Source organism: Herbaspirillum sp. RTI4 (assembly GCF_034313965.1).
Lineage (GTDB): Bacteria > Pseudomonadota > Gammaproteobacteria > Burkholderiales > Burkholderiaceae_D > Herbaspirillum.
The window spans coordinates 3721243-3746906 of the sequence record NZ_JAVIWQ010000002.1 but is presented as its reverse complement, the minus strand read 5'-3'; the positions used below and the strand labels follow the sequence as shown (position 1 = coordinate 3746906).

General features: G+C 52.1%; 22 protein-coding genes and 1 pseudogene. 14 read left to right on the top strand and 9 right to left on the bottom strand.

Going from position 1 to position 25664, the window contains the following annotated elements:
- Positions 1-7: 7 nt before the first annotated feature.
- The 4 genes from RGU70_RS16675 to RGU70_RS16660 all read left to right on the top strand — a co-directional run bounded on the left by RGU70_RS16675 (position 8) and on the right by RGU70_RS16660 (position 6303).
- Positions 8-3205 (top strand): efflux RND transporter permease subunit, encoded by a 3198-nt coding sequence (locus RGU70_RS16675; RefSeq protein WP_322210496.1) that lies wholly within the window; start codon positions 8-10, stop codon positions 3203-3205.
- 1 nt (position 3206) lies between these two features.
- On the top strand, positions 3207-4733 hold the full coding sequence (locus RGU70_RS16670; protein WP_322210495.1) for an efflux transporter outer membrane subunit: 1527 nt from the start codon (positions 3207-3209) through the stop codon (positions 4731-4733).
- 151 nt (positions 4734-4884) lie between these two features.
- The gene (locus tag RGU70_RS16665) at positions 4885-5574 is read left to right on the top strand and encodes a glutathione S-transferase (protein ID WP_322210494.1); all 690 of its coding nucleotides are present in this window, start codon (positions 4885-4887) and stop codon (positions 5572-5574) included.
- A 42-nt stretch (positions 5575-5616) separates the two neighbouring features.
- The gene (locus tag RGU70_RS16660) at positions 5617-6303 is read left to right on the top strand and encodes a cupin domain-containing protein (protein ID WP_322210493.1); all 687 of its coding nucleotides are present in this window, start codon (positions 5617-5619) and stop codon (positions 6301-6303) included.
- Here RGU70_RS16660 and RGU70_RS16655 read toward each other — a convergent pair.
- The 4 genes from RGU70_RS16655 to RGU70_RS16640 all read right to left on the bottom strand — a co-directional run bounded on the left by RGU70_RS16655 (position 6300) and on the right by RGU70_RS16640 (position 9732).
- Positions 6300-6557, bottom strand: a complete 258-nt coding sequence (locus RGU70_RS16655) for a hypothetical protein (RefSeq protein ID WP_322210492.1) — start codon at positions 6555-6557, stop codon at positions 6300-6302. The genes RGU70_RS16660 and RGU70_RS16655 overlap by 4 nt on opposite strands.
- Before the next feature lie 290 nt (positions 6558-6847).
- Positions 6848-7573: an NADPH-dependent F420 reductase gene (locus tag RGU70_RS16650; RefSeq protein ID WP_322210491.1), complete on the bottom strand. Its 726-nt coding sequence runs from the start codon at positions 7571-7573 to the stop codon at positions 6848-6850.
- A gap of 455 nt (positions 7574-8028) precedes the next feature.
- Positions 8029-9288: a Y-family DNA polymerase gene (locus RGU70_RS16645; RefSeq protein WP_322210490.1), complete on the bottom strand. Its 1260-nt coding sequence runs from the start codon at positions 9286-9288 to the stop codon at positions 8029-8031.
- An 18-nt stretch (positions 9289-9306) separates the two neighbouring features.
- Positions 9307-9732 carry a translesion error-prone DNA polymerase V autoproteolytic subunit gene (locus RGU70_RS16640; RefSeq protein WP_322210489.1) on the bottom strand — a complete coding sequence of 142 codons (426 nt, stop codon included), beginning with the start codon at positions 9730-9732 and terminating at the stop codon, positions 9307-9309.
- Positions 9733-9808: 76 nt separating this feature from the next.
- On the opposite strand from RGU70_RS16640, the gene RGU70_RS16635 reads away from it, so the two are divergent.
- Both RGU70_RS16635 and RGU70_RS16630 read left to right on the top strand, forming a co-directional pair.
- Positions 9809-10054: a hypothetical protein gene (locus tag RGU70_RS16635; RefSeq protein WP_322210488.1), complete on the top strand. Its 246-nt coding sequence runs from the start codon at positions 9809-9811 to the stop codon at positions 10052-10054.
- A 123-nt stretch (positions 10055-10177) separates the two neighbouring features.
- Positions 10178-11041: a hypothetical protein gene (locus tag RGU70_RS16630; RefSeq protein ID WP_322210487.1), complete on the top strand. Its 864-nt coding sequence runs from the start codon at positions 10178-10180 to the stop codon at positions 11039-11041.
- Between the two features lie 226 nt (positions 11042-11267).
- Here RGU70_RS16630 and tnpB read toward each other — a convergent pair whose 3' ends face one another.
- On the bottom strand, positions 11268-11396 hold the full coding sequence (gene tnpB / locus RGU70_RS17700; protein ID WP_416186538.1) for an IS66 family insertion sequence element accessory protein TnpB: 129 nt from the start codon (positions 11394-11396) through the stop codon (positions 11268-11270).
- A gap of 110 nt (positions 11397-11506) precedes the next feature.
- Here tnpB and RGU70_RS16625 point away from each other — a divergent pair, with 110 nt between their 5' ends.
- From RGU70_RS16625 to RGU70_RS16590, 7 genes and pseudogenes are all read left to right on the top strand, one after another.
- On the top strand, positions 11507-12010 hold the full coding sequence (locus tag RGU70_RS16625; protein WP_322210486.1) for an SIR2 family NAD-dependent protein deacylase: 504 nt from the start codon (positions 11507-11509) through the stop codon (positions 12008-12010).
- A complete protein-coding gene (locus RGU70_RS16620) occupies positions 11992-12360 on the top strand; it encodes a hypothetical protein (protein WP_322210485.1) in 369 nt (122 codons plus the stop codon). Before RGU70_RS16625 ends, RGU70_RS16620 begins: the two co-directional genes overlap by 19 nt.
- A gap of 212 nt (positions 12361-12572) precedes the next feature.
- Positions 12573-14240, top strand: coding sequence for a type I restriction endonuclease (locus tag RGU70_RS16615; protein WP_322210484.1), 1668 nt, complete (start codon positions 12573-12575; stop codon positions 14238-14240).
- A gap of 718 nt (positions 14241-14958) precedes the next feature.
- Positions 14959-15168 (top strand): hypothetical protein, encoded by a 210-nt coding sequence (locus tag RGU70_RS16605; RefSeq protein ID WP_322210483.1) that lies wholly within the window; start codon positions 14959-14961, stop codon positions 15166-15168.
- A gap of 40 nt (positions 15169-15208) precedes the next feature.
- Entirely contained in the window at positions 15209-16183 is a 975-nt protein-coding gene (locus RGU70_RS16600) for a nucleotidyl transferase AbiEii/AbiGii toxin family protein (RefSeq protein WP_322210482.1), read from the top strand.
- Between the two features lie 480 nt (positions 16184-16663).
- Positions 16664-17377 (top strand): hypothetical protein, encoded by a 714-nt coding sequence (locus RGU70_RS16595; protein WP_322210481.1) that lies wholly within the window; start codon positions 16664-16666, stop codon positions 17375-17377.
- Positions 17378-17711: 334 nt separating this feature from the next.
- A pseudogene (locus tag RGU70_RS16590) lies at positions 17712-18405 on the top strand (transposase); the annotation flags it as partial.
- On the opposite strand, the gene RGU70_RS16585 reads toward RGU70_RS16590, so the two are convergent.
- The 3 genes from RGU70_RS16585 to RGU70_RS16575 form a co-directional block, all read right to left on the bottom strand.
- Positions 18348-18743, bottom strand: coding sequence for a hypothetical protein (locus RGU70_RS16585; protein ID WP_322210853.1), 396 nt, complete (start codon positions 18741-18743; stop codon positions 18348-18350). The pseudogene RGU70_RS16590 and the gene RGU70_RS16585 overlap by 58 nt on opposite strands.
- A 1556-nt stretch (positions 18744-20299) precedes the next feature.
- Entirely contained in the window at positions 20300-21217 is a 918-nt protein-coding gene (locus RGU70_RS16580; RefSeq protein WP_322210480.1) for an NAD(P)-dependent oxidoreductase, read from the bottom strand.
- 102 nt (positions 21218-21319) lie between these two features.
- A complete protein-coding gene (locus RGU70_RS16575; protein ID WP_322210479.1) occupies positions 21320-22750 on the bottom strand; it encodes an aldehyde dehydrogenase family protein in 1431 nt (476 codons plus the stop codon).
- Positions 22751-23203: 453 nt separating this feature from the next.
- Between RGU70_RS16575 and RGU70_RS16570 the strand changes: the two genes are divergently transcribed.
- On the top strand, positions 23204-24406 hold the full coding sequence (locus tag RGU70_RS16570; RefSeq protein WP_322210478.1) for an ABC transporter substrate-binding protein: 1203 nt from the start codon (positions 23204-23206) through the stop codon (positions 24404-24406).
- A 191-nt stretch (positions 24407-24597) separates the two neighbouring features.
- On the opposite strand, the gene RGU70_RS16565 is transcribed toward RGU70_RS16570, so the two are convergent.
- Complete coding sequence (locus RGU70_RS16565) at positions 24598-25530, bottom strand: LysR substrate-binding domain-containing protein (protein WP_322210477.1); 933 nt, start codon at positions 25528-25530, stop codon at positions 24598-24600.
- Between the last annotated feature and the right edge of the window lie 134 nt (positions 25531-25664).

Below are 25664 nucleotides of genomic sequence, written 5' to 3'. Positions count from 1 at the left end.
TCGCTTCATGGCAAATTTCTTCATAGATCGCCCCATTTTTGCGTGGGTGATCGCCATCATTTTGATGCTGGCAGGGTTAGCATCCGTTTTCAACTTACCGGTCGCGCAATATCCAACGATCGCTCCGCCTGCCATTCAGATTAGCGCCAACTATGCGGGCGCTTCGGCAAGTACGGTTGAAAATACCGTCACGCAGGTGATTGAGCAGCAAATGAGTGGTCTCGATCATTTGCTTTACCTTTCCTCCTCCAGCGATGATTCCGGCAGCGCCGTGATCACGCTCACATTTGCCCCCGGTACCAACGCAGATATTGCGCAAGTCCAGGTACAAAACAAGTTGCAACTCGCCGCACCTCTGCTGCCACAAGCGGTGCAGCAAAACGGCACCAAGGTCACCAAATCCAGTAGCAGCTTTCTGTTGGCGATGGCCTTCACGTCCAAAGACGGCAGCATGAACCGGAATGACCTGACCAACTACGTGGCATCGAAGGTTCAGGATCAAATCAGCCGTATCGATGGAGTCGGCACCGTCCAGGTTTTTGGCTCGCAATACGCGATGCGCATCTGGCTTGACGCCAGCAAACTGACTAATTTCGCCCTGACTCCCTTGGACGTCAAGAACGCGGTCACCAACCAGAATGTACAGATCGCCGCCGGTAGTCTCGGCGGTACACCGGCAGTACCCGGTCAGATGTTGCAGGCGACGATCACGCAGTCAACTTTGCTGCAAACGCCTGAGCAGTTCGGCAACGTGCTGCTGAAGGTCAATGCCGACGGATCGCAAGTACGAATTAAAGATGTCGCTAGGATTGAGCTGGGCGCGGAGAACTATAACTTCGATACCAAATACAACGGCCAGCCAGCCGCTGGCTTTGGTATTCAGCTCGCCACTGGCGCGAATGCGCTCAATACGGCCGACGCGGTGCGCGCCAAAATCAATCAGTTGTCGGAATATTTCCCGGCGGGCATGGAGGTCAATTATCCATATGACACCACGCCGTTCGTCAAGCTGTCGATTGAAGAAGTATTCAAGACACTGCTCGAAGGGATCGTGCTGGTGTTTCTGGTCATGTATCTCTTCTTGCAAAATTTCCGGGCGACGTTAATTCCTACGATCGCTGTGCCAGTGGTGCTGCTGGGAACCTTCGCGATTATGTCGGCGGTGGGTTTCTCCATCAACGTGCTGTCCATGTTCGGCCTGGTGCTCGCCATCGGACTGCTGGTGGATGATGCGATTGTGGTGGTGGAAAACGTCGAACGCATCATGTCCGAGGAGGGCTTGTCGCCTCGAGAGGCAACCCGCAAAGCCATGAGTCAGATTACCGGTGCCTTGATCGGTGTGGCCTTGGTCTTGTCGGCAGTGTTCGTGCCGGTGGCGTTCTCCAGCGGCTCAGTGGGTGCGATTTACCGCCAGTTTTCGCTGACGATTGTGGCGGCGATGGTCTTGTCCGTGCTGGTTGCGCTGATTCTGACGCCGGCACTGTGCGCCACGCTGCTCAAGCCGATTCCCAAAGGTCACCATGAAATAAAAACCGGTTTCTTCGGCTGGTTTAACCGCGCCTTTGGCAAAAGTCAGGAAAAATACCATAGCAGCGTTGCCAACATTATCAAACGCTCCGGGCGCTGGCTGATCATCTACGGCGCCATCATCGTAGCGGTTTGTATTTTGTTTGTAAAAATGCCCAAATCGTTTTTGCCGGATGAAGATCAGGGCACGATGTTTGTGCTGGTGCAAACGCCAATCGGTTCGACGCAGGAACGTACTGCCAAGGCGATTGCCGATGTGACTGATTATTTGCGCAAGGACGAAAAGAGCGTTGTCAACGCCACCTTCTCGATCAATGGTTTCAGCTTTGCCGCCCGCGGTCAGAACTCTGGTCTGCTGTTCGTACAGATGAAGGACTATAAAGATCGTCAGGCAGAAGACCAAAAGGTTCCGGCACTGGTGGCGCGGATGTTTAAACACTTCGGCAATTACAAAGGCGCGACCATCATTCCGGTCAGTCCGCCTTCCATTCCTGAACTCGGTACTGCATCGGGCTTCGATATGGAATTAGTGGATCAGGCCGGTGTGGGTCACGCGAAGTTGATGGAAGCGCGCGACATCTTGCTTGGCATGGCAGCGAAAGACCCGATGCTGGCGCTGGTGCGGCCTAACGGTTTGAGCGACACACCGCAGTTCAAGGTCACCATTGATCGTGAAAAAGCCAATGCGCTGGGTGTGGCGGCCGCCGATATCGACCAGACTTTCTCCATCGCCTGGGGTGCCTCTTACGTCAATAATTTTCTCGATACCGATAACCGGATCAAGAAAGTGTTCGTGCAAGGGGATGCAAAATTCCGCATGAGTCCGGAAGATATCAATAAATGGTACGTACGCAATGCCACCGGTGGCATGGTGCCGTTCACGTCCTTTGCCAGCGGTACCTGGATTTACGGCTCCCCCAAACTAGAGCGCTATAACGGGATTTCTGCAGTGGAAATTCAGGGCGCTGCCGCACCGGGTAAATCGACCGGTCAGGCAATGGAAGCAATGGAAGCGATCGCTGCCAAATTGCCGGCAGGCGTAGGTTACGAGTGGACTGGCTTGTCAAAACAAGAACGTCAGTCCGGCTCGCAAGCGCCGCTGCTTTATGCGATCTCTATCCTCGTCGTGTTCCTGAGCCTTGCTGCGCTGTATGAAAGCTGGTCGATTCCGTTCTCGGTCATCATGGTCGTGCCGCTCGGCATATTGGGGGCGCTGGCCGCGGTCTCGATGCGCGGATTGGAAAACGATGTGTTCTTCCAGGTCGGCTTGTTAACGACCGTGGGACTGTCTGCGAAGAATGCGATTCTGATCGTCGAATTCGCGCGTGACTTGCGACTGCAGGGAATGAGTACGGTGGATGCCGCCGTCGAAGCGGCACGCTTGCGCTTGCGTCCGATCCTGATGACTTCGCTCGCCTTTATTCTGGGCGTGCTGCCACTGGCCATCAGTAACGGCGCAGGTTCAGCCAGCCAACATGCGATTGGTACCGGTGTGATTGGTGGGATGCTGACCGCAACCTTCCTCGCGATTTTTATGATTCCGATGTTCTTTGTTGTGATCAGTAAAAATGGTAAGGCTAAGAAAACAGATAAGCCCACAACCGGGCCGTCTGATCAAGGCGATGCTGGCTCAGTTGGCTCAGTTGGCTCAGTTGGCACAGTTAGCGAGGAACACTGATATGTTAAAACGCTCTCTCTTCGCGACCGCAGCCGCCATTCTGGTGGCGGGTTGCTCCTTACAGCCGACCTATGAACGACCCGATGCGCCTGTCGCTACCTCTTTCCCTACCGGAGGGGTGTACGACGCGCAACCAGACCGCGCTGCTGCCACCAGCAATGGTGGCAGCGCCGATGGTCAGGCCGCTGTTGATATAGGCTGGCGCAATTTTTTCTCCGATGCACGCCTGCAAAGGATAGAAGAACTTGCATTGAAAAATAATCGTGACCTGCGCGTCTCCATGCTCAACGTAGAAGCCGCGCAGGCGCGATATCAGATCACGCGCGCAGGTTTGTTTCCGTCGGTCGGTGCCAGCGCATCAAAAAACAGATCGCGTACGCCACTGGATCTGTCCACGAGTAACCAGACGAATTCAACTCTCTATTCTGTCGGACTCAATGCCTCATGGGAAGTCGATTTCTTCGGCAGAATTCGCAGTCTGAAGGATCAGGCGCTGGCGCAATATCTCTCCACTGCCGAAGCGCGCAAAGCAGGTGAAATCTCGCTTTTGTCTTCGGTCGCATCCCAGTACCTGACCATGCTTGCCTATGATGATCAGTTGCTCGTTACACGCAATACCTTGACCAATACCCAAGAATCGTTCCGTATTGCCAAACTTCAATTTGACACCGGCACCGGATCGGAACTTGTTTTGCGCCAGTCGGAGGGGCTTCTGGAGCAGGCTGCCGCCAATCTGCAATCACAACTGCGACTTCGGGCGCAGGCAGAAAACGCACTCGTCCTGTTAGTTGGTCAACCACTGCCGGATGATCTGCCTGCCGGTCTTCCGCTCGATAGTCAACATTTGCTTGCCGACATTCCGGCCAATCTTCCTTCCGATCTGTTGATACGGCGTCCCGACATCGCTGCGGCAGAACAAACCCTCATCGGTGCGAACGCCAACATCGGGGCTGCGCGGGCGGCGTTCTTCCCCACCATTTCGCTCACCAGCACGCTGGGGACTTTATCGCCTTCATTTGGCGGCTTATTCAGCACAGGATCGAATGCCTGGTCCTTCGTTCCCCAGATCTCGATTCCGATTTTTAGTGGCGGCGCGAATGTAGCGAATCTTGATCTGGCAAAGGTGCAAAAACGCATCGGCATCGCCAATTATGAAAAGGTGATTCAAAGTGCGTTCCGCGAAGTCGCCGATGGTCTGGCCGCTCGCGGTACCTACGATAAGCAGATTACGTCCCTGGAGCGGTATACCAATTCGCAAAATCGCCGACTGGAACTTTCCGACATGCGATATCGCAATGGCGTAGACAATTATCTGAGTGTGCTCACCGCCCAAACCGACCTTTACAACTCGCAGTTAGTCCTGATCACCGCGCGTTTGCAACGGCTGACCAATCTGGTGGATTTGTATCGCTACCTGGGTGGCGGATGGATTGAGCACACCGGCGATCAGCCTCGTCCTGCGGATGCGATAGATGGCAATAGTGCTGATACAAGGACGGTAGTCGGTACCTCTTCCTTTGCGAAGTAATTCGCACTGTCGGTCGGACAGCCCCATATTCCGGGCGACGGTAGAAAGCGAATGCGGTTGTACTGAATGGTGCCGGCGTATTTCGTAAATGATGTCCATGTAAAGCACTTCAGTTGCCCGCGGAAAAAATATCGGATGGCCCCATACTGGGGTGGAAACTATTCCTCTTTTTGCATTTTATTTTTTAACTCATCCAACAACGGAAATATCCAACATGAAAATTTATGACTACGAAGGTTTTCCTAATCCGGCCCGGGTCCGCATCGCGCTGGCTGAAAAAGGCGCGACCGACAAAGTGCAGTTCGTGCATGTGGACGTAATGAAAGGCGAACATCGTCTGCCCGCGTTTGTCAGCAAGAACCCGAGTGCGTCGGTACCAGTGCTGGAACTCGACGATGGAACCTTCATCAGCGAATGCACCGCCATCACCGAGTATATCGACCATGCATTCGAGGGAATTTCGCTGACCGGAAAGACAGCCAAGGAGCGTGCCGTGATTCATATGATGCAGCGCCGCGCGGAACAAGGTGTCATGGACGCAGTGGGCGCGTATTTTCATTACGCCACGTCGGGCCTGGGTGCGCTCGAGCTTTACCATAACAAGGATTGGGGCATGAAGCAGCATGAGCGCGCGCTTTCTGGAATGCAGTATTTCAATGACGTGCTGGCCACTCAAGCGTTCGCTGCCGGCGAGAATTTTTCAGTTGCCGACATCACACTGTTTGTCGGCCTGTCGTTCGCAGACTTCGCCAAAATCACGATTCCTGCCGACTGCACCGCACTGTTCGCCTGGCGCGCTCGCATGGCCAAGCGTACCAGCATGGGTGGCACGGGTAGTTGATCGACCAGTTCGCATAACGTAAGACAAGGACAGAATCCACACATGGACATTAATGCTGATTTCAATTTACGCGTCGTTATGCACGGCGCGACCATGCCCTGGGTGGATTCTCCGGTAGCAGGCGTGCAGCGCCGGATGCTAGACCGCATCGGCGACGAAGTCGCGCGTGCGACCACGATTGTTCGCTATGCTCCGGGCAGTCAGTTCACGGCGCATACGCATAGCGGCGGTGAAGAATTCATCGTGCTCGAAGGGGTGTTTCAGGACGAACACGGCGACTATCCCACCGGTTCCTACATCCGTAATCCTCCCACCAGCCGACACACGCCGGGTTCTGCATCAGGCTGCATCATTTTCGTCAAGCTCTGGCAATTTGCGCCGGATGATCGCACCCATGTCGTCGTCGACATGCACAAGATGGAAAGGGTCAGCGACCCGACCCGTCCCGGCGTCGCGGTCACGCCGCTGTTCGAAGATGAACGTGAAACCGTCCAGCTTGAGTATTGGCAAGCTGGCGCACACGTACATCTCAACTGCACCGACGGTGCTGAATTACTTGTGCTGGCGGGGGACTTCACCGACGCCGACATCGGCGACCGACTGGATGCCATGTCCTGGGTGCGCTTGCCTCGGGGTGGCCGGCTTGCGGCAATAGCTGGAAATCAGGGCGCGCACGTCTGGATCAAGCAAGGCCATTTGCGCTTTGTCGACCGGCCGATGATTTCCTAATGATTCGATGCGTGGAAGAAGATCAAACTGCCCGGGCTTAGGAGCGTTCCTTGTGCCGCATGTGCTGCAGATTCGACGATCTGCAACGACAGCTCCGGCAAAGCCGGCAATACGATTTTTTCACGTTCTATTTTTTTCTCCAATCCCCGAACCTGCTCTGCCAGCGATCGCAGAAAAAATACCCCCCATGGTTGCCAGTCGGGGCCTCTGTCCGAATGGCGCGCTGCGCAAGGCTGAGAGCCGATCAGGCGCAAGCGTTCTCAATGCACGCCAAGCGCCTTTGAACTCGTCAATTCGAGCAATCAGCTTGAGGATGTCAGGGGTGATCAGCAAAGAGTCAGAATGAAGCATGGAAGCAATAAGACACCCATTAACGGCCATTTAAAGGTGACTAAGAAAATGGGCGTTAATGGGTGTCTTATTGGCTTCCGCGTTCTTTGGTGCGGCAGCTAGCTATAACTTTTTTTACTGCCAGATGGACTATGCACAAATAAGGTGGGTGCTATTCCCCGGCGTTTGGGTTTGCCGGTGATTTGGCAGGCCGCTACTTCAGTTTGATGCCTTGCGCAGCCATTGCCTGTTCCTGCTTGGCGTGGTTGGCCAGGTACTCGGCGTGTTGAGCCTCGGTGCGGCGGGGGCCCAGACTGGTGAAATGCTCGCGCAGTTTGTCGGCGGGCAGGTCGGCACCGTAAGAGGGGGTGCCGGGTTGCTGCCGCCACGACTCGTGCAGGCTGCCGTTGTCTACAGCGTCAAAGCCCAGTTCCTGAACCAGTGCCATGACTTTCTGCTTGGTCACCGCATCGTCGCCGGCCACCGGTAGGGAGATGCGGCCAGGTGTGCCTGCGGGCAGTCCCTTGTTTTGAAGGTGTTCGGCGTAGATGTTGTTGAATACCTTCACTACCGGGCGGCCCAGGTGCTGCTGCACCCATTCGCTTTCTGTGAGCTCACCGGTTTCCAGCTCCGGCATCTGGCCGTCGCGCAGCATGGGGTAGTAGTTGCTCGTGTCGATGACGGGTACGTCGGCCGCCACGTTTGCGAACAGGTCTTTGGGCAGGTCGGGGATGTTTTTGAGCGGAATGGTGACTACGATGATTTCGCCGTGGCGGGCCGCTTCCTGAACCGTAACCGGCTTGGCGCCGGTTTTTTGGGCCACGTCTTTCAGCGTTTCAGGCCCGCGCGAGTTGGCAATGTAAACCGAGTGTCCGAGGCTGACGAGGCGTATAGCGAGGGCGCTGCCGATGTGGCCGGCCCCAATGATTCCAATGTTCATATAGTCCTTAAATTGAAGAGGTTTGCTCGGCAAGGAGTTGCCCTCGCAGCTAGTTAAACAGCGCCGACGAGGAACGGCTTTTTTGGCGGATAGCCGCCGGAGTTCGAGGTGGGCAACATCTATTGATCAAGCGAAGTTGATAAAACTAAACTTCATACTACACGCCAAAGGTGCGGAGTGTTTGGCAAGACCCAGTGGTGTGGCATGGCAGTAGTAAAAATCCGGTACGGTTCAGTTCAGTGATGTTGGTGGACTCGAGGGTATTCGGTAGACCGCTCTTTGGTGCTGTTGGTTCGGTATTCAGGGTTTTTGCATACGCACTTCGGGTCGAAGGAATCTGGGATTTTTGTATGGACGCACAACGTCACCTGTAATGATCGGGCACTGACGAATTGCAGGTTCATTCGCAATAGCGGATCGTGGAAGCCGAACGCCAAAGCGAACAGCGTAATCAATTATCCACAAACCGGCAATTCATCCCAGTTGGTCGTGTATTCCGGTGATTTCCTTTCCTGCCGCATTTTCCACGACGGCCTTGAACTGTCCTGGCTGAGCTTCAATGTGCCCTTGCCGTAGCGAGTGTTGATCGCATCCAGTGTCGTCATCAGCGCGGGATTTTTGGGTGCGGCAGCGAAGAGATCGCCTTGATACAGCGAGGCGTCACCTATATCGCTGAAAATGACCCCCGCCTTCTTGTAGTGAAATCCAGACTGATAAATAGCCGCAAGCCCGGCCACCGCCCAACCCTGCAACACCATGGTATGCGCGGTAGGAACGGTGAGCGGAATCGCGATACTCGGGCAGTATTGTGGGCGATCTTCCCTGAACCGATCCGTCATGATGAACACCTGCAACAGGCCAGCGAGCGAATGCTGATCGCGCAGTTTCCTCGCCGCGTTGCTGACAAAGTGCGCCAGCGCATCCTGCAAATCCTCGATGGTGGTCACGGCGTGGCCAAACGAACGGCTATTGACGATCTGCTTCTTCGGCGGCGCAACTTCTTCCAACTCAATACAGGCTTCACCGCGCAGTTCCCGGATAGTCTTTTCCATCACCACCCCAAAACCCTGGCGCATGGCGGCAACATCGGCATCTCGTAACTGCAGCACGGTATCAATGCCCCGCTGGTTCAAGGCCATCGTCAGACGTCGGCCCACACCCCAGATTTCTTCCACCGGAATATTTTTCAGCACGCTCTCGATCTGCTGGACGGAGAGCGCATTGAAGTTAAAAACGCCATGCGAGCGCGGATGCCGTTTCGCCACGAAATTGCTTAATTTAGCCAGTGTTTTAGAAGGGCCGATGCCGACACACACCGGAATTCCTGTATCGCGATAAACGCGCTCCCGCATCGAACGTGAACGAGTGGCGATATCGCTAAAACCACTGAGGTCGACGAAGGCTTCATCGATGCTATAAATTTCCTGCAGCGGAGAAAACTCGCGCAGGATAGACATGACCCGATTGCTCAGGTCGGCATACAGCGTGTAATTGGAAGAAAAAACCACAATCCCATGGCGGCGCACCAGATCCTGAATCTGGAACAGGGGCGCGCCCATCTTGACACCCAACGCCTTCGCCTCATTGCTGCGGGAAACCGCACAGCCGTCATTGTTCGACAGCACGATAATCGGACGATGCAGCAGATCGGGCCGGAAGACGCGCTCGCAACTGACGTAGAAATTATTGCAATCGACTAAGGCAATGCTGCGCATGGCGTCCTGAGCTTTCCCTCACACATTCAAGAGCCGGTGCAAGTTGAAGGTCACCACACCCCAAATACGAAGTTCCTGCCCTTCTTTGAATTCGATGGCGGAGAAGGCCGGGTTCTCTGGCAACAACTTCAACACCGCGCCACGGCGGAACAGACGCTTGACCGTGAATTCCTCATCGACGATGGCCAGCACGATATGGTTATGCGCAGATACGATGGAGCGATCAACAATCAGGATATCGCCGCTATAAATGCCAATGCCACACATGGAATCGCCACTGACACGAAACATGAAGGACGCCTGTTCGTTCAGCAGCAAGTAGTCGTTCAGATTGATGCGTTGCTGCGCAAAGTCGGCCGCCGGCGAAGGAAAACCGGCGCAAACGGCGGCATCGAACAAGGTCAGCGCCAAGGGGAAAGACGAAAGAGGACGAGGGATATCCATAATTTATACTGTACAAAAACACAGTATATGTGGATCGGTAAAGTTCGACAAGCGTTTGCGGATTATTCCTAAAGGGATGCTTCAGCGGCGTTTGTTGTTGGTCGCCCAGCGTGCGGATGTGAGCAGTAAAACCGACAAATCTCGCAGGAGATACCTGAGGGTTGAAACACTGATGGCCCGTGATCAATCCCCAAAAGAGCGGCAACAAAAACAGCTTGAACGTAAGCAAGGACGGCGCGCAAGTTACCACCGCATTCTGATCGTCTCTGAAGGCAGCAAGACAGAGCCGAATTACTTTCGTGAAATTCGTGCCACTTACTGACCCCGCACCATTTACCGCCGTTGCTGGCTTGGTGGTACTGTTACAGTCCCTTCGCCGCTGAAGATAAAGTCAGCGGCGCACCACCCGCATTTATCACGATTCATAGAAGAAGGGATGTGTACAGTGGAATTCGTAACTACCTGCATGGAAAGCATTGCGCAACTAGAAATTCTGAAAGTGTCTGTGCTGCAGGACGAACGTTTCTTATTGGTGTTCGACCACCGCCGCGGTCAAAGTTGGGGTGGGGCAGATGCGATGGTGATATCGTCAGATCAAGAGACGCAGGATCAATTCGCACATCGCGTGGGCGAAGACGCTATCTTATGTACCCAGCATGCACGGGGAATCGGACGACTATATAAGTTGATTATAAAAATAACTGCTGAAAATTATTTTAGTAAATATGAAATGTGGGGTAAGGCCACTGAGGCAGGCGCAAATGCAGTGGCTGCCGATCCCGAAATTTCAAGAAGTGAATTGGCAGTAGTGATCATAGACGAGGTTATTCGCATACATAAAAGATGGACTAACAGGGCTAAAGCACACTGCATAGAAAGTGTTGAAAATATCAAAAACTATAAAATGGAATTGCAAAATGGCGAGCGTTCATTTCGTGTCCATTCTGCGTTCACGGGACAGAGTTGGACGCGAGCGGGTGCGATGCTTATTTCAGTCGATCAGCCGACGCAAGAGGCATTCGCCGATCGCGTCGGGGTAGACGCCATCTTGTCCACCGTCCATGCAAAAGAGCTTGGACGCATGTACAAAGAAATAGAAAGAATTGTGACGGCGGATTCTTCCGCAGATTTAGATCTGTGGAAATTGGCCACTAATGCGGGGGCCGATGCGGTGGCGGCCAAACCACAAATTACGCAACAAGAATTGGCCATTGTTATCGTAGACGAGGTGCTTCGCATTCACGAAATATGGAAGAATCGGGCATTGGACGTTACGCCTTTAGCATGGGCAGAAATGGTGGATCAATAAAAAAGTGGGGGAGGGTAGCAAAGATAAAAAAACCGTCGCCCTCCGCTGAAAAAATCAATCGCCTGATAAATCAAAGCCATAAAGTACAGTGAAGGAACTAGGCCCCGAGTTGAACCCTCGCTGGGAAATTTTCAGCATTATTTTTACATTTTCTAGCACCTTGCCTCATTTAACCTTCCCCCTTCAAAGTATCCCAATGTAAAGTGAGTGACCGTGCTGATTACCCCTATCCCCAAATCAGCATCGGCGTATTCAAGCGGTCATTGCCCCAGACAAAGCGGCCCTTGTTGAGTCGGCGAGCTGCCAGCCAAATGCAGAAGCGGTCGCAGACCAGCACCTTGATGCGTGTGTGCATAGATTTGGCAGATCGTCTCTGGTGGCACTTGCATCCAAGTAGCGCGTGGTAACTGCTGTTCCGTCATACATTCAGGTCGGGAATTATTTCCGAGAATGGAAATATCTTTTATGCCAGTTCAAGAATTGGATGGACAACTCCGGCGGGCAGTCAAATTGATCGGACAGGCTGACAGTTTGATTATCGCTGCCGGCGCTGGCATGGGCATCGATTCCGGACTGCCCGATTTTCGTGGCAAAAATGGGTTTTGGAAGGCCTACCCTGCATTGGAGAAATCAGGCATCGATTTTTATGCGGCGGCTTCTGGTCGTTCATTTCAATCGGCACCTATCCGTGCTTGGGGCTTTTATGGTCATCGTCTGGCGCTTTACCGGCAAACCCGCCCCCACGTCGGTTTCGATATTTTGCGGACCTTGGGTGAAAAAATAGTGGGAGGATATGGCGTATTTACCAGTAATGTTGATGGTCATTTTCAGAGGGCAGGGTTCGATCCAGATCGGGTGCACGAGTGCCACGGTTCTATTCATTTTTGCAATGTGTCGCTAACTGCAGCGATGACATTCGGAGTGCAGACGAATTTTTGCCGGAGTTTGATATGGACACCTGCCAGTTAACAAATGCAGCGCCGGTATGTATGCATTGTGGCGCTCTGGCGCGACCGAATATCTTGATGTTTGACGACTGGGCCTGGAATGATGCGAGGAACGCAGTGCAATTCAGCCAGCAGCAGCTATGGCGGCAGGCCATGAAGAATCCCGTAGTGATAGAGATTGGCGCAGGGTCGGCAATCAAAACTGTACGCAATTTCAGCGAACGGATTATTCAGCAGCAAGGGGGATATTTAATCCGAATCAATCCTGACGAATGCGACGTGCCCCGAGAAAGCGATGTCGGATTGCCATTAGGTGCTTTAGACGCACTGACCGCGATTGAGAGAATGACTCATGAAAATTTATCTGGATGATGTGAACTGACCCGACATTCCGACAAAATAGTTTTACAAAATCATGAGCGTCATTCGTTCAACGTGAATGATGACAATGGCATAGCAAGAGAGAACAAGCGCTTGTGCCGCGGCCATGTTGGGCCGGAAAGAATGGCCGCGTTCGGCTAAATTTACATGCAAATGGCAATCCCTCCCACAAAAATCTACCTCTATTTGATAGCGAGACAACAATGCCCGAGCAAGCCCACGCAGCGTACAAGACCCCGCACCGCATTGCCGCTCTGTTCACTGCGGTGACGCAGGCTGGTGGTCTTGGCTACCACTCTCTCGGGAACTGGAGCGCACGCGATAATAATCGCCCAATTGAGCCGGAATACTTGCGTCAAAACCTGGAAAAAAGAGGCTATTCCGACGCACATATTTCGGCCACCCTGCAAACGCTGATGGTCGCTGCGGACAGCTCTGCCTTGACCGCCGAAGGCGACGAGACCAGCGTCTATCAAGCCAACTTACGCATCTACCAACTGCTGCGCGAAGGTGTTCGAGTGCAGATGACAGCTGGGCAGGGATATGAAACGGTACATCTCGTCGATTGGCAGAATGCGCTTCATAACGATTTTGCGGTGGCCGAGGACGTCAGCTTGTGCGGCAGACCCGAGCAGCAACTTGACCTGGTCATGTATTTGAATGGCATCGCCATCGTAGTGATGGAATTTAAGCGCAGCGCGGTAGAGATGACGGAGGGAATACGCCAGCTCATCGTCCATCAGAAAACAGCGAGGAGCAAACACTTTTTCAGCACCGTGCAATTAGTGGTGAGCGCTAGTGATACGCAAGGACTGCGCTACGGCACGATTGGCACCCCGGAGAAATTTTTCGTCGACTGGAAAGAAAGCCCGACCGGTTGTGAGCCGCTTGCAGGTAGCACTTTGCTGGACAAACCACTGATGCAAATGTTTGAAAAAAACCGCCTACTGGAACTGATCCGTCATTTCATCCTCTTTTATGCAGGTCAGAAGAAGGAGGCCAGGCTGCATCAATTCTTAGGTATGAAGGCGGCACAGGAGCGGATCCAACAGCCCGAATCCTTCACCGTTTGCACCTCAACCGAACTTGATGGGGACGACGGCAAGGGCGATGGCAAAGTCACTCTGCTCGATTGGAAAACCGAAGGCAGGGCGCAGTTTGACGCCGCTCGTAAAGCCCTGCTTCATACAAGCAAGTCGGTGCCCGAACCGCGTGAGATCGAGCAGTATCTGCTGTATTTCTGCGGCGATGCGCGTCATCAGGAAGCGCTTCTTGAAACCGAGTCCCGGAGAATTGTATTCAATCAATCGATGGCCAGTTGTCTTCGCACTTACGTCGCTATTGTTCAAAATTTGGAGGAGGTCGGGTACGACAGGCTGGACGTGGTGGCCCTTGCGAAAGGGATGGCGTTTTACTGCGCTATCTGGACCGCGATCAAAATACATTTGGGAGAACAGCCGGAGCTTTATCCCGCTGAAGTTGACCTGCCTAGCTATGAAGCTGACATGCCCCATCTCATCCACCTCTACATTCAGCGCGACGCCGCGATTGATCTTGGCGACCTGCGCTCGACCGCATTCATGGAACTGATTCCCTCAATAGGGATTCGGAATGCCATTGCTCAAAAGCTTAACCCGAAGGGTCTGCTCTCGAAGAATGCGATTGCCCAAGGCATTATCAGCAACATTCGCCAGCGGATTGTCCGCGACCAGCTCACAGACCTCACACATTACAAACTGATTTCTACTTTATTTGAAGATCTGATTACGCAAGCCTGGGAGGATACAGCAGCTTATGAATTATTTTTGGGTCAAGCGGAAGCGTTGGTGATAGAAATGGATGCTGGCATTATTGCAGTTGTCGCGACCTGATTTGACTATTATCCGGTTTGACGTGTGCAGTTTCCTGTCAGGGCGCAAGAGGATTACATTAAACACTCAGCACTTGCATCACTTGAGTTCGTCCAAAACACCGCGGCCACTTTGCTGCTGATTGACACGCCTGTCGGCTTAAGTGGGGTCGGTATCGCCTAATCGAGGTTAACAATGTTCGCCCCTGCATCAGCAGGCCAAACATAGCCAAGATGTTGGCGCAAATAATGAAGTGTTGTGCGACATTTAAGTAATCTATTGCCCTACTAATATATAGGGTAATAGATTACTTAACATTGAATCCGGTTTTGCATAGCATTGCACTAAGTCAACCGATTCTCTAGCTGAAGATCGGGTTGCAGAATACTTGATGAAGAAAATCTAACTAATTCGGAAGCTCGCAGAGCTCGATCGGCGTGGGGTACATGTCATGGCTCGGCGCGACATTGAGAAAATTTTCCCCGAAGAAGGCGAGAAGGTGACAGAGAAGTCATTGCAGCGGATGGTTGCCGACGGCCTTCTGCAGCGGGTGACCAAGGGTCTCTATCTGACCCGGCCGCGACGAGCAAAAACCGCTGGGTTGCAGAGGAGATCGCCAAGCCCTTGCGTCCAGGCTATCTTTCCTACGTCAGCCTGGAGTCGATTCTGTCCGAGTATAGAGTAATCTCCCAAATTTCGATTAACCGGATGATCGTGATGACGACAGGGGAAGAGCGGCGTGGTTGACACCCCTTTCGGGACAATCGAGTTCACGCACACCAAACGTGGGCTCGCGGAGATCATCAAGCATACGATGTTGGCCAAGGGTAGGCCGCTTCGCATCGCCACTAAGCAGGCTACCGTCCGCGACCTCTTGCGTGCCGGGCGCATCGCCAACATGATCAATCGAAGTGAATTCGAAGACCAGTTGCAAGGAGAAGAAGCATGAGTGAAGATCCGGAGGATTTTGCGAGCTGGTCGACTTGGTCATGGCCAATCCGGGGCTGTCTGCAATGCGACCTGTAGTGGAGAAGGAGCTGCTGCATTATGAGATATTTCAAGCATTGGATGCCGAGGGGCTTCTCAAAAATCTGGTGTTCCAAGGCGGTACCTCGCTGCGCTTGTGCCGTGGATCGGATCGATTCAGCGAGGATCTCGACTTTGCCGGCGGCGTGAATTTCTCCTCCGAGAGTATGCAGAAAATCAAGGAGTGCATCGAGAAGCGCATTGGAGAGCGTTTCGGCCTGCAAGTCTTGTTCAACAACAAGCCGGCCAAAGTGGGCCAGGGCGTGATCAAGCATGTCCGAGTCGACAAGTGGTGGCTTTCGATTCAGACATCGCCCGAGAATCCTGCAATGCCGAGACAGAAGATCAAGCTGGAGATCGCGAATATTCCGGCATACACTCGCGAGCTGGTCCCGCTAAAAGTTAACTATGAGGTCTTGGGCTGCATGCCCACGGTGATAGTCAATGCCGAGTCGCTTGATGAAATTATGGCAGACAAGATACTGGCCTTCCCGACATCGCTTTTGGATAATGAAGGACGACAGGTGGGTCTCGACTCGGCCAAGATTTGGCACCGCGATATTTGGGACCTGGCGTGGATGGCGTCGCGCCAAGCCAAGCTTGTTCCGAAGCTCGTGGTCATCAAGATCAAGGATTATGGTGTGGTGGATTACTTGGTGCTGTTGGAGTGTGCGATCCAGCAAATCCCGCAGATCGTCAAGAGTCCAGAATTCAAAGATCAAATGAGGCGCTTCATCGATTCATCGACGGTCGCCAAAACGCTGGATGTCGTAGGTTATGACGACTATTTGGCATCATCGGTGAGTAGCCTGTTCCGCCAGATGCAGATTGCTCTGAATGCCATGCCCGTCGTGGTTGCGACGCAGCCGGTTATTCGGGCGGCAGAGCATCAAACCATCGTCGAGGAAGGCCAAGCGCAAGCAGGATTCAGGCGATGAGAACCCTCCCGCAGGGTTCCTTTGAAATGATTTGATGGTAGTGTATTTGTTTGCATACCGCTCCCCTCCAGAGGGAAGTCTGAACTACTACAGACGCAATCGTTTCGACTGCGGCCCACATCAACGTGTGGCGCCTCCGCAAAATCAGGTGCGGCTCAGGTTGGTGGTTGGGTGCCAATCACAGCAACCAGGCCATCGACCATGTCATCGCCATGGTCTGCGACGTGGCAGGTGTCGCTCACGGGCATGACTTGGTTATCCACTTAGCTAATTGGGGGCCAACATTGATGTAAGGTGACCCAGCGTCTCGTGGAATTGACCTATCCCCTTTGCTATTGGGCACTGCGTGGCGAAGTATTCAGAAACATCATGGTTTTACAGCACTGCATCCATCAAAATAGGATATGGCATTTTAAGTATAGAAAAAAGTCTAAGTGCATTAAACTTCGTTCAAAAAAACCCTGGAATCGTTAAAGAAATATGGAAAAATCAAATATTGATATCGAAAAAATTATATCTGTCGAACAAATTTTAGGTTTAAATTCGCCATTCAATTTAAAATTTGTGTGTTGCCAAAATTTAACAGGACCCGGAATATATTTTATTTCCTTTAATTCGCAGGTTATTTACGTTGGAAAATATCAGCCATTGAATGGTGATATTTTTGTGGATCGCTGGCTGAGGCATATTGAAACAATTACTTTGCGAGGATATCGGGTTGGTTTTGGTGAGTCAAACAATCCGGAGGAAAAATTGAGGCGTTTAGGTGAAGTGATTGGCAATAACTCTCTTAGAGAAAGTCTCCAACATACTTACGACCACGATCTACGTCGATTCAGAGATACTGGGGTCGTCACATCTAAGAATCGAGTAAGATTTGCTGATGAAAACTGGAATGAATTTAATAATTATAATAATATTAAAATCCTTTCAAAATTTGATTTTATTCTTTTAAGATTTGATGGGCTTAATCAATTGGAAGCTAGTAGTTTAGTCTCGGATATTGAAAAATATATTTTGGCGAAATTTAAGCCAGTTTGCAACCGAGAATATGTTCATAGTCGTGACAACATTAATCGAGTAAATAATCTGACAAGCAAAATTATTTCGGAAATAAATACATTCTGCCAGAACCATTCATATGCGCCAATTTCAGAATTTATTCGAGTTCGATCATCACAATTTGAAAATTAAGATAATCTCAGCAGATAGCTGAATCACTTAGACTTGCGCCAAACTATTTTCATTTCAAAGAAAATGGGAGGAGAAAAGTCAGACAATATTTATCAAAAATATATGTGGAATCATTATTAATCAAATGATTGGACTTCTTTTGAGTGACTGTAAAGGCATGGCGTTTTGGATCCGCTTAGGGAGTTTGGTTTCGAGCAGTAGGTAAGCCATGGTGCCCACTAGAAAATAGCGGAAACCATCGTTGTGGATCCGAGGTTAGATGTCTAGGCGGTGATTGGACGCCGCTTACCATTTACATCACGTGTACATGGAATTCATGAATCGCAGTTATTAATCGCGTCCGCTGGAACCGATGTGTCCGGTGGCTTTCTTCGACGCGCTGCGTGTCAAGATTCGCCAGGACAGCGTTGCGCACAACAAGGCGGTGTATCTGCTCTGGCAGTGTTGTCCGACGACACCCACGACATTCTGATTGCCGTTACCGATTGGTTTAAGGGCATGGCCTAAGCCCTTGATTCCATTTATCCAGCGACCACGCTGCAAACCAGCATCGTATATCTGATTCGTAATAGCTTCGACTACGCCAGCTGGAAAGATCGGAAACAGCTTGCCGATGCCATCAAGCCCATCTATACGGCCGCGAGCGCCGAGGCGACTGAAGCCGAATTAAACGCATTTGAAAGTGGCCCGTGGGGACAGAAATTCCCTACCGTCGTCGCGAGTTGGCGACGGGCGTGGAGCAACATGATTCCGTTCTTTGCCTTTCCACCAGCGGTGCGGCTGGTGATTTACACGACCAATTCGATTAAAAGTGTCAATGCCCGATTGCGCAAAATCATCAAGACCAGAAGAAATTTCCCCAGCGATGAAGCAGCAACCAAACTGATCTGGCTGGCTCTGAGCAATATCATCGCAGACTGGAGCCGTGCTGCGCTCGATTGAATATAGCGACGAACCAATTCGCCATTCTTTACGAAGATCGCTTCGAACGTATCTCAAGAGAAGATGGATACTTCCATTCAATTTGATAGCGATCAATAACATCTTGTAAGGCCACATCATGAGACGCCAAAATCGTAGGGCCAGATAACGGAAAATGATTGACGCAATGCCAACGACACCCTCTGTGTCCTAGCCACGAAAGCCAGGCGACAGAGACATTCCCAGGACTTTCAATTTGGAAAACCCTCGCATCATGAGCATTCAGGCATCGCCAATGGCGACTACCAATATAGTTAATATACCAATCAAATTCATCGTTGCTCCCCAGTAACGAAGTTATTTTTTTATCATTATCAATTGGACTGATCATGATTTCGCCGAGATTATATTTATTGACAAGACTTGGCCAGAAATATTGCATCATATTTTCCCATTGATATTTATAGTGTTGACTTGTTAATAATTAATATGGCTGCACAGATATTCGCGATATAGTTAATCAAATAATAAATTCTGATTTTTATTTTTATAATAATATTTCTCTACCATCTCATTGGAATATTTATAGGCTGTTATATTTTTTCGTAAAAATATCTATACCTTCAAACCTACTCTTAAAAAATAATCACTTCGGTTGAATTCCCCTGTTTTAATCGTCGCTTTTGCGTCTATGCACCAACAACTGCCCCGATTTTGAACATCGCAGTGTTGTGCATACATCGACGCTTTCGGCTTTGGCCGCAGCGTGGGAAATCAGGCGGTAAACGAGGCTGAATTTGCCGCGAGTCGCCTACTTTTAGAGAGACTTCTTGATTTGTCGACGGCGTCTGGGACGATACCGGCACCATATCTTCTAATTTAGGGTTCGATTGCTCCAATGCGCCTGCTTCATCGAATAGAAAAGCTTGATTCAGCATCTCTTCTGAGCTTGCGCCGAACTGAAGATGGTGTCCCATCGCCACTTGTTCAGTTACGCGCTGGAGATCGTCTTACTTCTCGCGTTCAATGAAGTTCGTATTTGCTTCGATGGCCTTTGACTACTGCTGAGTGAATATTGCGTTGCCTGAAGCAGTGCTTGGAAAATGTAGGTATCGTTGGACGGAATAGTCAGAAATTCGAACTCGAGGAAGACGCATTTCAGAAGAAAATAGCGTAGTTTTTCTTGTGGAAAAACATACTTTATTTTACTAAATTCCGCTTTGAAATAAAAGAAAAAAACAGCGTTTTTGTAATTGATTTCGTCATAAATCGAAGCCTTCAATGAGTCATTCCGAATCAGCTTTAGCTACCCGAATTCACCTACATTCCGAGATGACAAGGCTGGTTCTACGTCGCAGCACAAGAGGTATGATGGCGCGGGTTTTTGGTGTGTCGGTTAGCATCAAAGTCATTGCGCGATGGCCTGGCGAAACGCCCATTGAAGTCGATCATGAACGCGGGTATATACGCATTGAACCGCACCGGAAATTATGGATGCTGGTTGGTTTGAGTTAATACCGGTTCGGTGATCTGCCCTCAGTCCAGAATTTGGAACTCAAGTTGTGAACAGCTCACGGCCTTTTTTTGTTAAGTACATATTAAAAACTGTTTTTCAATTTACAAATCAAGTTATGTAAAAGTGTATTTGACAGCTTTGGCAAAGCTGCCGACAAGCTCGCTACTTGAGCCGCTGTTCCACACGATCACTGGAATAGCGCTTCTTGACAATGTGGTCTCCCATACTAAACTCTGCGTCTGCCCGTAATCGGTAACACCAACGCGCTCACGTTTAGGGCAACACGCAGTTCATCAACTATGTGTCTGAGAAGGGTGCCCATCGGCGGAATTGCCTTTGGTTACTTGCAGTCCAGACTGCCGCAGTGAAATGGCTATAGCAATTGAATAACTCGCCATAAGCAGCAACGGCTGCCTGTATTAAGTCATGGTAGCCGCCGTTTCGGTGTCAACATGGTCAACGTCATATTGTCTGCGGGTTACCGCTTATTTTTTCAGACGAGGCTTTTCAGTGTTCGACAGCTCGCATAGGACGTCGACCATGGCGGAGAAGTCGTTGCCGCCGAAACCACGTGCGCGGGCTGTGCTGAAGGCTTCCCGTGCTGCCGCGCCGATAGGCATCGGTGACTTGGCGCTGTTGGCAGCACCCACGATCAGGGTTAAATCCTTGTGTGCCAGATCGATGGTGAAGCCAGGCGCGATGTCGCCCTTCAGAACTTTGTCCGGCCATGCAATCTTGAGCTGACCATTGGTTGCGGTGGTGCCGTAAATCACGTCTAGGGTTTTTTCCAGCGACAGACCGAAGCGTTGCGACAGTGTCAGCGCTTCGGCATTCAATTGGCACGACACGACAGCCAGGTAGTTATTGACGATCTTGGTGCGGGTGCCCGTGCCGGTTACGCCGCAATGGTGGATGGTGGTACCCATGGCTTCGAGCAAGGGGGTGACCTTGGCGAAATCGGCTTCGGTGCCACCCACCATGAACAGCGATTCGCCGCGATCTGCGTGGCTGGCCAGTCGGCCTACCGGTGCATCAACGAAGGACTTGCCCTGTGCCAATGCAGCAGCAGCCAGTTGGTCGGTGGCTTCCGGTTCGACCGTACTCATGTCCATGACAATCGCGCCCGCTTTTGCATTGGCTAGCACGCCATTGATGCCGCCAATCAGTTCCAGCACGACGGCGGTATTGGGTAGCATGGTAATGATGACGTCGACATCAGACGATGCGTCCGCTACGTCCTTGGCAGCAATCGCTCCCAACTCTATCAGTTGGCCGACGGCCTTGGTGTTGAGGTCGAATACCTTCAGCGAAAAGCCCTTGCGTACCAGGTTGGATGCCATGCCGCAGCCCATGCGACCCAGTCCGATGAAGCCGACCTTGAGGGGGGATTTGTCGTTACTCATGCTGTCTCCTGAAGTTTTATGTGTGATGAGGTGTGCGCCGGTAATGAACCGGTCGCATTGATAGTACGGGCTGCGTGTTTGTTTCGAAAGTGTGGAAAGCGATTAAACGCTCAGATAGGAAGTCTTGACGATGGTATAAAACTCCAGCGCATACGTGCCTTGCTCACGTGGACCGTAGCTGGAAGCCTTGCGGCCGCCGAACGGGACGTGATAGTCAAGCCCAGCAGTGGCCAGGTTGAGCATCGTCAGGCCGGCTTCCGAATGCTGCTGGAAGTGGCGTGCATGCTTTTGCGAGGTGGTGCATATGCCGGCGGACAGGCCAAACGGGGTGTCGTTGGCGATATGCAGCGCTTCTTCGTAATTTTTGGCGCGGATCACGGCGGCAACCGGCCCGAAAATTTCTTCGCGGTTGATCTGCATTTGGTTGGTGCTTTCGGTAAATAGTGTGGGAGACAGGAAGTGGCCAGGCGTCGGGCGCTTGAGCAGCTCGCCCTTGACCAGTACCTTTGCGCCTTCGCTCACGCCGATATCGATGTAGCGCAGATCTTGGTCCAGTTGACGCTGGTCGACTACCGGGCCAACTTGTGTGCCAGCCTTGAGTGCATGATCGGTCATGATCTTGCCCAAGCGTTCTGCTACGGCATGGACGAAACGGTCATGGATGCCTTCGGTAACGATCAGTCGGCTCGATGCGGTGCAGCGCTGGCCGGTCTGGAAGAACGAGCCGTCGACAGCACAATTGACTGCGATGTCGAAGTCAGCGTCATCCAGAACGATCAGCGGATTTTTGCCACCCATTTCAGCCTGTACGTGAATCATGCGCTCTGTTGCGCGCTGCACGATCTGGCGACCAGTCTTGATCGAACCGGTAAAGGTAATCGCATCGACACCTGACAAGATGGCATCGCCAACTAGGGCGCCAGTGCCATGCACCAGGTTAAATACGCCGGCCGGCACGCCCGAACGTGAAATGATATCGGCCAGCGCCCATGCCGAGCCAGGTGTCAGTTCTGACGGCTTGAATACGACGGCATTACCGAACGCTAATGCGGGTGCGATTTTCCAGGCCGGGATCGCAATCGGGAAATTCCAGGGTGTGATCACACCGATGACGCCGACCGGATCACGGGTGATGGTGACATCAATGCCGGGGCGCACGGAGGCCAGTGTTTCCCCGCGCATGCGCAGTACTTCGCCGGAGAAGAAGCGAAAGATGTTGGCGGCACGGCCGACTTCACCAATGGCTTCTGCGCGAGTCTTTCCTTCCTCACGCGCCAGCAGTTCGCCCAGTTCTTCGCGGCGGGAAAATAATTCATTGGAAATGGCGGACAGGGCGTCCGAGCGCAATTGCGTGGTGCCGACATTCCACTTCGGCAATGCGGCGCGCGCGGCGGCAATGGCATCGGCGACCTGTTTCACACTCGCGTAGGAGGCGGTGCCGATGACGTCATCGGTATCTGATGGATTGATGTTCTTGACTTCTGTGGTGCCGGCGACCCATTCGCCAGCGATCAGATTTTTGTACTGAGTCATCACTTGCCTTTGTTTGATTGCTGCTGGAATGAAAAACGGACACTAGCCCCGGTGTCCGATGTGAAATTGATCACCAGCATTGCACGGTAGTACTCGCCCGTCTAATGACTGATTGTGATTGAACCATCACATTTGCGCATGCCTGTATTTTTCTGGGGAGTTCATTGTGGTCTCAATCCGGTTGGCATGTATAGCAATTACGCATACCTCAATCACAATCGATGATTGGACATTCGTGCCATGTCAGGCAATGCTTCAACTCGTCGCAATAGACTGGCAGGGCCCAGACACACTTTCTGGGAGAAACACCTCTCATAAATTAATTGTCAACAGGCCCTAGCTGTTGGTCTTTTAAATAGACTGAGGCCCTGTTCGAGAAAGCCTGATTGTCATTCTCGCAGTTGTACGAGAGACTGGCGATGCAGGATAAAACCAATAATGAGTGGAGAAGACATGAATGTGAAATTGAAAGTATTAACCAGTGCAATTGCAGCCAGTCTGGCGTTGACGTTCGTCGGCCGCGTATCTGCAGCCGGCGATACCATCCGTATCGGTTTCATCACCGACATTTCCGGCGTGTACGCCGATCTGGATGGCCCTGGCGGGGTAGAAGCCATCAAGATGGCGATCGCGGATGCCGGTGGTGCCGTCAATGGCAAGAAAATCGAACTGACCTTCATCGATCACCAGAACAAGGCCGATATCGCCGCCAGCAAAGCGCGCGAATGGTATGACGCCGGCTACGACGTCATCGTCGGTGGCACCAATTCCTCCGCCAGTCTGGCGATTGCAAAAATTGCGATGGACAAGAGGCGCGTTTTTCTCTCGCCGGGCAGCGGTACGACGCGCCTGACCAATGAGGACTGCAATCCTTACACTGTGCAGTACACCTACGACACAATGTCGGTGGCGCGTGGCACTGGGACGGCGATGACCAAGCAGGGTGGTAAAAGTTGGTACTTTCTGACGGCTGACGTGGCATTCGGTAATTCTCTGGAAAAAGATACGGCTGACACCGTGCGCGCCAATGGCGGCACCGTGCTGGGCGCAGTGAAGCATCCATTGTCAGCATCCGATTTCTCTTCGTTTCTTCTGCAAGCCCAGGCATCGAAAGCGCAAGTGTTGGGCCTGGCCACCGGCGGTAACGATCTGGTCAACGCCATCAAGGGTGCGCAGGAATTTGGCATTTCCAAGACGATGAAACTAGCCGGTATCCTGATGTTCATCAGCGATATCCACGCACTGGGTCTGCAACAGAGTCAGGGTTTGTATTTCACTGACGGCTTTTACTGGGACCGTACCGACGCCTCGCGCGCATGGTCGCGCCGTTTCTTTGAAAAGACCAAGAGGATGCCATCTTCGTTGCAAGCCGGCGACGCATCCTCGGTGGCCAACTACCTCAACGCCGTCAAGGCAGTCGGTACCGATGCCGACAAGGTCATGGCCTATATGCGCGAGCACAAGATCAATGACTTTTTCGCGACCAACGGTACGATCCGTCCGGACGGCCGCATGGTGCATGACATGTTCCTGATGCAAGTGAAGACACCGGCGGAATCCAAGTATCCATGGGATTACGCCAAAATCGTACAAACGATTCCGGGTGACCAGGCGTACATGAGTAAGGCAGAGTCGAAGTGCGCTTACTGGAAATAATCCATAGCAGAAAACCACCACTACGCTAACGCGCCCAGGCGATCGACAAACCTCCGATATTTTGGTGGTTTGTCGTATTCAGAGGGTGCACAAGAAATTGCAGTTGTGGCGACGAGTGTTCAGGACGGATGGGAATCGACGAACCATAACGCCGTCGCTTTCATGCATTCCATCGTCGGTAAGCTGCTGAATCAATCTGCCAGCCAAGTTGCGCCAGACCAAGCACCCTGCATGATCTTGTCTTTGATCAGTTCGCGCAATTCGGTGACAGCACAGCGCACCGCGATCGACGCGCGTCGCGTCAGGGGTAGGGCCAGCACGATTTTTCGTTGCAGAGCCGGTTTGGTAACAGGGATGGCAACCAGACGGCCGACTGCGACATCGTCAGACACAGCTACGCCTGGCAGGATCGTGAAACCGAGGCCGCTATAAACCAGATTTTTTTGCACATTCATCGCATTGGTTTCGGCCACTACCGATAGATGGATATTGGCCATCGCGCAAGCGTGGTCCAGCAGCAGGCGCAAACCGTGCGGCTGGCTGGGTAAGATTAACGGCAGTTCAGCGATGTCATGCAAAGCGATTGCTTCGCCTGCAGAGAGGTTGCAGTCGGGTAAGCCGATCAAGTAAAGGGTTTCATCCAGCAAGGCTTGCACTTCCAGCACGGCCGAAGGCTTGGGGTCGTACAGCAGCGCGACATCAACATCACCATCCTCCAGCCATTGCTGCAGGTAACCGGCATAGCCGATGGAAATATTAACGGTCAGTTGCGGATATTTTTTCTTCAGCGAAGTGACCAACGTCGCTGCCAGCAGGTCGCCGGTGCTAGGCAATAGACCGATGGTAACTGAGCCACTGACCGCGCCGGGTGCCGGGACGATTTCAGCCTTGGCCTGATCCAGTTCCTGCAGCGCGCGACGGGCATGAATGGCGAGGATATGTCCCGCCGCAGTCAACTCCATGCCGCGTCGTCCGCGCGCAAACAACATAGTGCCCATGTCCTCTTCCAGCAAGCGCAATTGGCGCGAGACGGCTGGCTGCACGATATGCAATAACTCTGCAGCGCGCGTCACGCTGCCGGTTTCAGCAATCGCGAGCAAAGCACGCAACTGTTTGACATCCAAAAAAACTCTCCCTGATTTTTCTTATGAACGACTGACTTCATCGCTGTCTGAATGGCGGTATTACCAAGGCAACGGGCTGGTTTTCCTGCTATGCCGAAAACTGATTGGCTAAACAGATTTCAGTATTGGACGGC

Excerpts from the sequence above, each read along its gene's own strand:
- RGU70_RS16575 (WP_322210479.1), bottom strand. The coding sequence starts at position 22,750 with ATGACTCAGTACAAAAATCTGATCGCTGGCGAATGGGTCGCCGGCACC.
- RGU70_RS16645 (WP_322210490.1), bottom strand. The coding sequence starts at position 9,288 with ATGCGCAGCATTGCCTTAGTCGATTGCAATAATTTCTACGTCAGTTGC.
- tnpB (WP_416186538.1), bottom strand. The coding sequence starts at position 11,396 with ATGCACACACGCATCAAGGTGCTGGTCTGCGACCGCTTCTGCATTTGG.
- RGU70_RS16635 (WP_322210488.1), top strand. The coding sequence starts at position 9,809 with ATGCTTCAGCGGCGTTTGTTGTTGGTCGCCCAGCGTGCGGATGTGAGC.
- RGU70_RS16595 (WP_322210481.1), top strand. The coding sequence starts at position 16,664 with ATGGAAAAATCAAATATTGATATCGAAAAAATTATATCTGTCGAACAA.
- RGU70_RS16640 (WP_322210489.1), bottom strand. The coding sequence starts at position 9,732 with ATGGATATCCCTCGTCCTCTTTCGTCTTTCCCCTTGGCGCTGACCTTG.
- RGU70_RS16650 (WP_322210491.1), bottom strand. The coding sequence starts at position 7,573 with ATGAACATTGGAATCATTGGGGCCGGCCACATCGGCAGCGCCCTCGCT.
- RGU70_RS16670 (WP_322210495.1), top strand. The coding sequence starts at position 3,207 with ATGTTAAAACGCTCTCTCTTCGCGACCGCAGCCGCCATTCTGGTGGCG.
- RGU70_RS16615 (WP_322210484.1), top strand. The coding sequence starts at position 12,573 with ATGCCCGAGCAAGCCCACGCAGCGTACAAGACCCCGCACCGCATTGCC.
- RGU70_RS16620 (WP_322210485.1), top strand. The coding sequence starts at position 11,992 with ATGGACACCTGCCAGTTAACAAATGCAGCGCCGGTATGTATGCATTGT.
- RGU70_RS16600 (WP_322210482.1), top strand. The coding sequence starts at position 15,209 with ATGGCCAATCCGGGGCTGTCTGCAATGCGACCTGTAGTGGAGAAGGAG.
- RGU70_RS16675 (WP_322210496.1), top strand. The coding sequence starts at position 8 with ATGGCAAATTTCTTCATAGATCGCCCCATTTTTGCGTGGGTGATCGCC.
- RGU70_RS16625 (WP_322210486.1), top strand. The coding sequence starts at position 11,507 with ATGCCAGTTCAAGAATTGGATGGACAACTCCGGCGGGCAGTCAAATTG.
- RGU70_RS16585 (WP_322210853.1), bottom strand. The coding sequence starts at position 18,743 with ATGATGCAATATTTCTGGCCAAGTCTTGTCAATAAATATAATCTCGGC.
- RGU70_RS16570 (WP_322210478.1), top strand. The coding sequence starts at position 23,204 with ATGAATGTGAAATTGAAAGTATTAACCAGTGCAATTGCAGCCAGTCTG.
- RGU70_RS16660 (WP_322210493.1), top strand. The coding sequence starts at position 5,617 with ATGGACATTAATGCTGATTTCAATTTACGCGTCGTTATGCACGGCGCG.
- RGU70_RS16580 (WP_322210480.1), bottom strand. The coding sequence starts at position 21,217 with ATGAGTAACGACAAATCCCCCCTCAAGGTCGGCTTCATCGGACTGGGT.